This is a genomic window from Nonomuraea cypriaca, assembly GCF_015645445.1.
In the GTDB taxonomy this organism is placed as follows: Bacteria; Actinomycetota; Actinomycetes; order Streptosporangiales; family Streptosporangiaceae; genus Nonomuraea; species Nonomuraea cypriaca.
Genome location: NZ_JADOGI010000341.1, coordinates 1 through 8,686 on the forward strand (window position 1 = coordinate 1; position 8,686 = coordinate 8,686).

The following is an 8,686-nucleotide window of genomic DNA, read 5'->3' on the forward strand; positions in this document are numbered from 1 at the left end:
GGCCCTACCGGAAACCAGGCCGGCCCTGCTCGGACCCCGACCGGCCCTGACGGAAACCGGGCTGGCTGGGCCGGTGGGGCCAGTGCCGGTGAGGCCGGTGGGGCGGCTGAGAGCGAGGCGTCGGCGTTGAGCGGCCGGGTGCTGGCGGCGAAGGCTCTCGTGGTCGGCGTGGTCGCCCTTCTCACCGGACTGGTCGGCGCGGGCGTCGTCGTGCCGCTCGGTTCGGCCATCCTGCGCGCCAACGACCTCACCGTCCTGCCCGTGCCCGCCCTCACTCAACTGCGGGTGGTCGTCGGCGTCGCCGCGTTGCTCGCCGTCACGGCCGTCCTCGCGCTCGCCCTGGGCAGGCTGGTGCGGCTGCCTGCCTTCGTCGCGGTCTCGCTGGTCGTGATCCCGTACGTGCTGGCCGCCCTGCCGCTGCTGCCCGACGACGTCTCCAGGTGGCTCCTGCGCCTCACTCCGGCCGCCGCCTTCGCCGTCCAGCAGACCGTCACCGAGTACCCGCAGGTGGTCGCCCACTACGCGCCGTCAGGCGGCTACTTCCCGCTGCCCGGGTGGGCCGGGCTCGCCCTGCTCTGCGGCTACGCGGCACTCGCACTCGGCCTGGCCGTCCACCGGCCCCGTCGGCGGAAGTAGTTCGAGGCGGACTTCACTGGCGCGACGGACGTCGAGTTGCGGAGGTCATCGGGGACGGGCCTTCACCGGCACGACGCGCGGGCAGTTCAGGGCGGACTTTCACCGTGCGATGCGGGGGCGGGCGAACCTCGAGTTGTCGATGACGACGTCCATCCGCTCCAGCGGGGCCGCCTCTTCGAGGTAGAGGCGTGCGGCCACGAGGTAGCGGTTGCGGTGGACGGCCTCGGCTCCGGAACCGGCCCAGTTCTGGTCGCGGGCGGCGCCGCGGCGGATGGACAGCTCGGCGTCGATGTCCAGCCAGATCCGGAAATCCCAGTACGCGTCGATCTCCGGGCGGAACGCGAACACACCGTCCACGATCAGCACCGAATCCGGAGCGAGCGAGACCTTGGTCGCCGAATGGTCCAACTGGGTCAGCGGATCGATGCCGCACAACGCACAGGACGCCGCCTCGGGCGTCCTGCAAGGGTCCAGGAGAAGCCGCTTGAGCCCGGCGTAGTCGTAGGCGTTGCGGTAATAGCCCTCACCGGACTCGCGGTCGTACAGGTGGCGGTCCTTCCACGGCTTCTTGAAGTCGTCGAGGGTCGCGCGGAGGACCGGCCGTCCGGCTCCGGCGATCTCCTTGGCCAGTTCGTGCCCGAAGCTCGTCTTGCCCGCGGCCGTGTACCCGTCGATCCCCACCAGCAGCCGGCCCCCGCCACAGCCCATGACGCGACCGGCGATCTGCTGAACGAGCGCGGCACGCTCGGCCGAGGCCGGGGGCGGGCACGGCTGCTGCCACGTCGAGACCGAGTGCCGTACCTGCGATCCCTGAGGAGCTGATTCATGGGGCACTTGGCCAACGATACTGATCCGGCCGTCGCCGTACGGGCACGTAGCACCAGACCACGCGCGCTCCTCGCCGCGTCAGGTACGTCCCCCACACCTCGTCGCAGATCTCGGCGACCGTGGCGATCCCCATGCCGCCGGGCTGTGGGATCCAGTCCTCCTGGTCGATCGGCAGGGAGAGGCGTCGCGGCGCCGACCGTGGGTTGCCCGGGTCGGTGACGTCAAGGCGTACGCGTGACGGCTCTTCGTCCAGGCGCAGCCGCACCCAGTCACGATCGGGCCCTTGGAGCACGTGCTTGAGTGCGTTGGTCACCAGTTCCGAGGCGACCAGCTCGGCGTCATCCACGGCGGGATGCGCCGCGCCCAACCACGACCTGATGACGAGCCGGACGCGATGCGGCGCGTGCTCGTTCAGGCGCAGCGTCGTACGCAAGAGCTCTCGATGGCTTGCCACGTCCGCTTGCACGAAACTCTCCTCTTTACCTCACGAAGATCGCCTGTCCTGTAAGGCCCACACGGGCTTGAAGCTCAGGAACCTCTTCACAGCATGGCGTCACGTGGTTACTTTGGGTTGAGGAAGATGGCTCCGCTTGCCTCCAAGTGCGGGTCAAAGTGTGCGGAGAGCTGTAGGGCTGGCAGGCGAAAGGGCGTGATATTACGGTGAATGGGGAGGAATCAGGTCTACGAGCACGAGCACGAGCGGAGTATGGCGCGCGGATGCGGAAGTTTCGTAAGAGCCTCGGACTGTCGCACGAGCGCCTTGCGGCATCCGCCGGAGTCACCTACAGCGAGAGTCAAATCGGGGCGGTCGAACGCGGGGCGCGCACTCCGAGCGAGACTTTCACGGAGGAAATCGAGCAGGTCCTCGGGTTGAACGGGGAACTCAAAGAGCTACTCCCCGACATTCACAATGACGTCGGTCCCGCCTGGTTCCGACCCTGGCCAGGCGTCGAGGCCGCCGCCCACAGCATTCGGACGTGGGAGCCGCTGGTGATTCCCGGGCTGCTTCAGACCGAGCGGTACGCCGAGCAGGTTCTTCTTGGCGAGCCGGGCACCACCATGGAGCAGGTGCAGAAAGGCGTCAAGATCCGGCTGAAGCGGCAGGAGGTATTCAGCCGATCGGAACCACCCATGTATTCGACACTCCTCGACGAAACTGCCCTGCATCGGCCGATCGGCGGAGAGGAGGTGATGAGGGAGCAACTCGCACACCTCCTCACGGCCATGAGATATCCGCGCATCACGGTCCGGATCGTCCCCCTGATCGCCGGACTGACCACCGGCCTGGAGGGGGCGTTCGAGATCGCGCAGGCGGATGGCTCACCCGATACCGGCTATGTGGAGAGTTCTTTGGCGGCAGAGGTGACCAATCGCGTCCACAAGGTAAGAGCCCTTGGCGTGCGATGGGATGCGCTGAGCAGCATGGCGCATCCCGTAAATGTCAGCGAAAAGGTCATTCGCGAGGCGATGGAGAGGTATGAAAACTGACAACGAACTGGCAACCGCCGCCTGGCGCAAGGCCAAGGCATCGGGCAGCAGTGGTGGTAGCTGCGTGGAAGTGGCCCCGCTCAGCGGCGGACGCGTCGCCGTAAGAGACAGCAAAAACCGCAGCGGCCCCGCTCTGATATTCACCGCACCAGAATGGACAGCCTTCAAAGACGGCATGTCCAAGGGAGAATTCGACTTCTAAATTGCCTGAGGGGCTCGGCGGACGTCCGAGCCCCTCAGTCAACGTCAGGGGTCAGGTGCCCCTGCCGGACCACTTGATCTCGAAGGGTCTCAGGGTGACCTGGCGGCCGTCCACCGTTGCCGTCACGTTCTGGGCGGCGGTGTTCACCATGACGACCTGGCGTTCCTGGGCCAGCACCTTGATGCGCTGGTCGGAGGACTGTGCCTGGGCGAGTTGCACGCCCGAGGGGAACCACCTCGTGAAGCCGCTCAGCAGGCCTGCCATCGGCAGTTCGCCGCCCTCCTGGGACTGCCAGAGGCATCCGGGGCACTCCCCCGCGCCCTTGAGCTGGGGGTTCCAGTAGAGGGCCGTCCGCACGTCGCTCTTCGCGAACTCCATCAGCGCCGCCGCCTGCATCGCCGTGCGCTTCTCCTCGGTCCAGCCCGAGTTCTCCGGCTCGACGTACCATTCGGCCCACCACACCGGCATGTCGTTGCTCTTCTGCTTGAGCCAGGTGGTGATGGCGCCGAATTTCGCCAGGGCGGCGAAGTCGTTGGGGATGTTGCCCTTGTCGTTCGTCATCGAGGCGCCGTCGACCACGATGAAGTCGGCGCCCTTCTTGTGCTGGATCCAGTATTCGACGGCGTCCAGCGCCCGCTGGTCGACGGTGCCCCACGGGCCGGTCAGTTCGGACTCGCTCTTCGTGGAGTTGCTCTCGATCGGAACGTACGGACCCCCGACCTGGATCTCCGGGTTCACCTTCTTCAAGGCCGTGTAGACCTTGTTGTACATCTCGGTGTAGCCCTCGGCGTCCCACCGGTTCGTGGAGGTGTTCCAGAAGCCCTTGAACTCGTTCCACACCATGAAGTGCTTGACCGTCGGATACTGCTTGGCGACCTGCACGGCGAGCTTGGCGTAGTCGTCGAAGTGCTCGGGTTTGGGCGCGACCGTGTGGTTCTTGCTCCAGTCCGTACGCCCGGCCTGCCCGCCCTTCATCCAGTCGGGCGCGCAGCACAGTGTGATGATCGGCATCCCGCGCGAGCTCGACATGAACTTCAGCCGGCGGTCCAGGTCACGGAAGTTGAACTGGCCAGGGCTGGGCTCCGGGTTGCCGACGCCCCAGCCCATGATGTGCTGGTTCTGCAGCAGCGGAATGCGGCCGAGCACGCCCCTGGCCTGCTCCACGACCGCTTCCGGCTCGTTGTCCGCGCTGTACTGCGTGTGCGTGATGCCCCACCGCGGCCAGGCGTCGAGCACCGGCGGCTCCTCGAGTTGCGGCGCGGGCTCGGTGGGGACCTTCGTGGCGACCTCCGCGCCGGTGAAATCGGTGCGGGACTGCGCCCGGAGTGAGGCGTAGATCATGATGCCGGCCACCAGCACGACCGCGAGAATGCCTGCTCCCAAGGCTATCGGCCATGGCGATCGTCGGCGCGAATGTCGGCCGTCGGTCGGAATCACTGAACGCTCCTCATCCTCGCGAACATAGAAGGGCTGGGCAGCGCCCAGCCCTTCTATACGGTAATCGTCCCACTTGCAAGGGGCTTGCCGTCAATCTGCGCCCGGCGGCCGCTGACCGCCGGCCGGCCCTGGAACTCCGGCATAACGGTACGGCAACGGCTGCCTTCCCGGCTGCACGATGAGGAGAGTTCCAGGGGTTTCGGCATAGAAGGCGGTCTCGACGGCGGCGGCCACGTCCTCGACGTTCAGCAGCGGGAATCCGGCGTTGACGAACATCTCCCTCGCGTCGGCCACCAGCGGCGTGTCGGTGAAGCCGGGGCAGACGGCGCCGATCCGGATGTTCCGTTCGGCCAGCGGCTCGGCCAGCGCCCTGACCAGCCCCACGACGGCGTGCTTGGTCATGGTGTAGATCGGGTCGCCGGAGAAGCCCACGAGACCGGCCAGCGACGCGGTGGCCACGATGGCGCCGCCGCCGGAGCGTTCGAGCAGCGGCACGCTGGCGCGTACGCCGAAGACCACGCCGTCCACGTTCACGCCGACCACCCGGCGATAGCGTGCGAGGTCGAAGTCCGCCAGGTCGACGCCGCCGCCGAGGCCGGCGTTGAGGTGGACCAGGTCGAGCCGGCCGTAGCGCTGCTCGGCCAGCGCGACGGCCTCGAGCGAGGCCTCCTCGGTGCTGACGTCGCCGGCCAGCCACGCGCCGTCCACCTCCTTGGCCAGCCTCTCGACGCCTTCGCCGTTGAGATCGACGAGGACGCACTTGACGCCGCCCCCCGACAGCCGGCGGGCCACGGCGGCCCCGATGCCGCTCGCCGCTCCGGTGATCAGTGCAACTGTGCTCATGGCGCTCCTCGCGGGGGGTCTCAGGGCTGGTCGAGCGTGCGGTGTGCGCGGGAGATCAGGGCGGGTACGGCTGATCCGATCCGGTCGAATCCCTCCCCCACGGTCTTTCCTTGCCGGAAACGGGCGTGGATACCCTCGATGATGACCGCGAGCTTGAAATTGCCGAAGGCCACGTAGAACCCGAGCTCCGAGGTGTCCCGCCCCGAGAGCTTGGTGTAGTGGCCCGCGAACTCGGCCGCGCTCATGAACCCGGGAGCCACGGTCACGTTCCCCGCCACCGGGATGCGGGCCCGCTCGTCGTCGCCCCGATCATGCCAGTACGTCAGCGTCATCCCCAGGTCGGCGAGGGGGTCGCCGAGCGTGGACATCTCCCAGTCGACGACGGCGGCGATGTCCAGGTCCCCTGGCAGGACCAGCGTGTTGTCCAGCCGGTAGTCGCCGTGCACCAGCGTGTTCGCCGACCGGGCGGGCAGCCGCTCCCGCAGCCGGTCCACCAGCCGGTAGTAGTCGGGCAGGTCGGCCGTCTTCGACCGCTCCCACTGCTGGCACCACCGGTCGAGCTGCCTGGTCATGTATCCCTCAGGCCGCCCGAAGTCGCCCAGCCCCACCTCGCGGTAGTCCACGGCGTGGATGGCGGCCAGCACCTCGGCCAGCCGCTCCGACAGCCGCCGCGTCCGCCCGGGCAGGGGCGCGAGCGCGTCGAGCTCCTCGCGGGTGCGTACGGCGGCGCCGGCCACGTACCCCATGAGGTAGAACGGCGCGCCGATGACGTCCTCGTCGGCGCAGAACGCTACCGGTTCAGGCACGGGCACGGGGGTCGGCGCCAGGGCGGAGATGACCCGCCACTCGCGCCGCATGTCGTGGGCGGTGGGCAGCACGTGACCGAGCGGCGGCCGGCGCAGCACCAGGCGGCGCTCACGGGCCTCGACCAGATAGGTCAGGTTGGATCTGCCGCCGGAGATCAGCGAGACGGACTGGAGCTCACCCGCGTCGGGCACGTTTCGGCCCATCCACGCGACCAGGCTGGGCCGGTCAATGCCAGGTACGGTCATGGACACAGATTAGAACGACACTCGGTTCTTAAAACCAGCTGAGAATTCTGTAACGTTCCGAACCTGCGGCGAGGAGCATCCATCGAGATCCTTTACTCTGACAGTACACCCCGGCCCTGTTGCTGGGCAGGGCGTGGATTTCGACAGTAGGAGCCCATGCGCATCACCCTTGCCCTCCCCCGTGAGCTGGGAGAACACGAAGTGAGCCGATGGCGGGCTCTGCAGGAAGCCGACGCCGCCTTCGACAACCCCTTCTTGTCCCCAGAATTCACCCTCACGGCAGGCGAACTCCGCGATGTCGTACGTGTCGCCGTGCTGCACGATGGCCCGCACATTGTGGGCTTTTTCCCGTTCGAGCGACATGCGATGGGCATCGGCAAACCGGTCGCCGCGGGGCTGACCGACGCGCAGGGGCTGGTCCACGTCAAGGACCTCGAGATCGACGCCAACCAGTTGATCAAGGCGTGCGGGCTGTCTGTCTACGAGTTCGACCACCTGGTGTCCGGGCAGCCGCTGCTCAACGCGCGGCACGAACGACACCCGTCGCCGATCATCGACCTGCGCGACGGCTTCGAGCGCTACACCGCCGGGCTCAGGGAGCATTCCGGCAAGACGTACAAGAGCACCCTGGCCAAGTCGCGCAAGCTGCAGCGCGAGGCGGGGGCGATGCGCCACGACTACGCGAGCACCGACGTGGCGCCGCTGCGCACGCTGCTCGGCTGGAAGACCGATCAATACCGGCGCACGGGGCGCACCGACAGGTTCGCCCACCAGTGGATCGTGGAGCTGGTCGAGCGGCTGCTGGCCACCCAGACGGAGAGCTTCGCCGGAGTGCTCGACATGATCTACGTCGACGACAAGCCGGTGGCCGGGCACTTCGGGTTGCGCACGCGCACGACGCTGGTCGGCTGGTTCCCGGCCTACGACCCGCAGTTCGCCAAATACTCCCCCGGCCTCATCCACCACCTGGCGATGGCCGAGCGGGCCGCCGAGTCCGGCATCCAGGTGATCGACATGGGCCGGGGCCAGAAGGAATACAAGGACAAGCTCAAGAACGGCGAGTTCCAGGTGGCCGAGGGCCGCGTGGCCAGAGCCCGCCCGGCGGCGGCCGTCCACTGGATGATGCGCGTGCCGGTGCGCAAGACCCGCGCGGCGGTCATGGCCAACCCATTGCTTCTCAAAACTGCGGACAAGGCATTGAAAACGTACGGGAGAGTCCGTACGGTCCTACAAGGGTGAAGCTCATCGCAGAGCGCACAGGCCGTCACTGCCTGTCGCTTCCGTCCAACCGTCTCGGCCTTTACCTGGCGTTGCGCCATTGGTGCGGCCCCGGACAGCGGCTGCTTATGTCCCCCATCTCAGCCGATGAGATCCTCTTCCTCGTGCTCGCGGCCGGGCTCGTCCCGGTGATCGCGCCGCTGTCCCCCCGCGACGGCAACATCGACGTCTCCCGGGTCGACCTCGAAGCGGTGGACGCCGTCCTGACCACCAACCTGTACGGCCTCCCCGACCGGGCCACCGCCTTCGCCGGGAAGATCCTCATCGAGGACGCCGCCCACGCCATGGAGACCAGCCTCGACGGCCGGCCGGTGGGGACGTTCGGGCAGGCGGGCGTCTTCAGCCTCTCCAAGCACCCGGGCGCGGGCTCGGGCGGCGTGCTCGTCGTCGAGGACGCGGCCGACCTGAAGGCCCTGACCCGCGCCCGCGACGAGGTCCTGAACCGCGCCTCCCCGGCGGCCGACCTCTACAGCGTGGCCACCTCGATGGCCCGCCAGGCGGTGCTCAGGCTCGACCGCGTACGCCCGGCGCTCGCGCTCGTGCGCGCCCTCGGCATGCAGGAGAAGCGCACCGGCTACCGCATCGACCTCGACCCCGACGGGCTGGAGCGGGCGCTCAAACACGCCCCCTCGCTCCCGCCCTTCGATCCCTGGGTACGCGCCGACCTCCACCACTACCGCACCCGCCGGGGCCGCCTGGTCCACTGGTACCAGTCCCGGCGCCTGGCCAAGCTCCCCGCCGAACGCGGCCGGCGGCTGGCTGGGGTCGCGCGGCTGGCCGAGTTGCCCACGGTCGCGCCCGCCGTAGCCGGGCTCCTGGACCAGCCGCTGTTCCGCGTGCCGCTGCTGGTGCGCGACCGCGACGCGGCCATCGCCGCGCTGGAGCGGCAGGGGGTCGCGACGGGCTACCTGTACGACCCGAC

The 8,686-nt window shown here is 68.3% G+C and carries 9 protein-coding genes and 1 pseudogene; 5 read left to right on the forward strand and 5 right to left on the reverse strand.

Annotated features, from left to right (window positions below; translation table 11 throughout):
• Positions 1–636: pseudogene (locus tag ITP53_RS51605) on the forward strand (hypothetical protein); the annotation flags it as partial.
• Between the two features lie 99 nt (positions 637–735).
• Here ITP53_RS51605 and ITP53_RS51610 read toward each other — a convergent pair.
• Together ITP53_RS51610 and ITP53_RS51615 are read right to left on the reverse strand one after the other, a co-directional pair.
• Positions 736–1,470: a nucleoside/nucleotide kinase family protein gene (locus ITP53_RS51610; protein WP_195902831.1), complete on the reverse strand. Its 735-nt coding sequence runs from the start codon at positions 1,468–1,470 to the stop codon at positions 736–738.
• Complete coding sequence (locus ITP53_RS51615; RefSeq protein WP_195902832.1) at positions 1,460–1,930, reverse strand: ATP-binding protein; 471 nt, start codon at positions 1,928–1,930, stop codon at positions 1,460–1,462. Before ITP53_RS51615 ends, ITP53_RS51610 begins: the two co-directional genes overlap by 11 nt.
• A 194-nt stretch (positions 1,931–2,124) precedes the next feature.
• Here ITP53_RS51615 and ITP53_RS51620 point away from each other — a divergent pair, with 194 nt between their 5' ends.
• Positions 2,125–2,952: a helix-turn-helix domain-containing protein gene (locus tag ITP53_RS51620; protein ID WP_328818567.1), complete on the forward strand. Its 828-nt coding sequence runs from the start codon at positions 2,125–2,127 to the stop codon at positions 2,950–2,952.
• Entirely contained in the window at positions 2,942–3,154 is a 213-nt protein-coding gene (locus tag ITP53_RS51625; RefSeq protein ID WP_195902834.1) for a DUF397 domain-containing protein, read from the forward strand. The genes ITP53_RS51620 and ITP53_RS51625 overlap by 11 nt, the downstream gene beginning before the upstream one ends.
• 51 nt (positions 3,155–3,205) lie before the next feature.
• Here ITP53_RS51625 and ITP53_RS51630 read toward each other — a convergent pair whose 3' ends face one another.
• The 3 genes from ITP53_RS51630 to ITP53_RS51640 all read right to left on the reverse strand — a co-directional run bounded on the left by ITP53_RS51630 (position 3,206) and on the right by ITP53_RS51640 (position 6,486).
• Positions 3,206–4,537: a GH39 family glycosyl hydrolase gene (locus tag ITP53_RS51630; protein WP_236052124.1), complete on the reverse strand. Its 1,332-nt coding sequence runs from the start codon at positions 4,535–4,537 to the stop codon at positions 3,206–3,208.
• A 144-nt stretch (positions 4,538–4,681) separates the two neighbouring features.
• Complete coding sequence (locus ITP53_RS51635) at positions 4,682–5,434, reverse strand: SDR family oxidoreductase (protein ID WP_195902835.1); 753 nt, start codon at positions 5,432–5,434, stop codon at positions 4,682–4,684.
• Between the two features lie 20 nt (positions 5,435–5,454).
• Complete coding sequence (locus tag ITP53_RS51640) at positions 5,455–6,486, reverse strand: phosphotransferase family protein (protein WP_195902836.1); 1,032 nt, start codon at positions 6,484–6,486, stop codon at positions 5,455–5,457.
• Between the two features lie 156 nt (positions 6,487–6,642).
• Here ITP53_RS51640 and ITP53_RS51645 point away from each other — a divergent pair, with 156 nt between their 5' ends.
• A complete protein-coding gene (locus tag ITP53_RS51645; protein ID WP_195902837.1) occupies positions 6,643–7,725 on the forward strand; it encodes a GNAT family N-acetyltransferase in 1,083 nt (360 codons plus the stop codon).
• Positions 7,722–8,686, forward strand: a 965-nt coding sequence (locus tag ITP53_RS51650) for a DegT/DnrJ/EryC1/StrS family aminotransferase (protein ID WP_195902838.1), incomplete at its 3' end; no start/stop codon positions are given. The genes ITP53_RS51645 and ITP53_RS51650, both read left to right, overlap by 4 nt.

What these genes read in the sequence shown, in the direction of transcription:
- ITP53_RS51645 (WP_195902837.1), top strand. Translation starts at nt 6,643, where the DNA reads ATGCGCATCACCCTTGCCCTCCCCCGTGAGCTGGGAGAACACGAAGTG.
- ITP53_RS51640 (WP_195902836.1), bottom strand. Translation starts at nt 6,486, where the DNA reads ATGACCGTACCTGGCATTGACCGGCCCAGCCTGGTCGCGTGGATGGGC.
- ITP53_RS51625 (WP_195902834.1), top strand. Translation starts at nt 2,942, where the DNA reads ATGAAAACTGACAACGAACTGGCAACCGCCGCCTGGCGCAAGGCCAAG.
- ITP53_RS51635 (WP_195902835.1), bottom strand. Translation starts at nt 5,434, where the DNA reads ATGAGCACAGTTGCACTGATCACCGGAGCGGCGAGCGGCATCGGGGCC.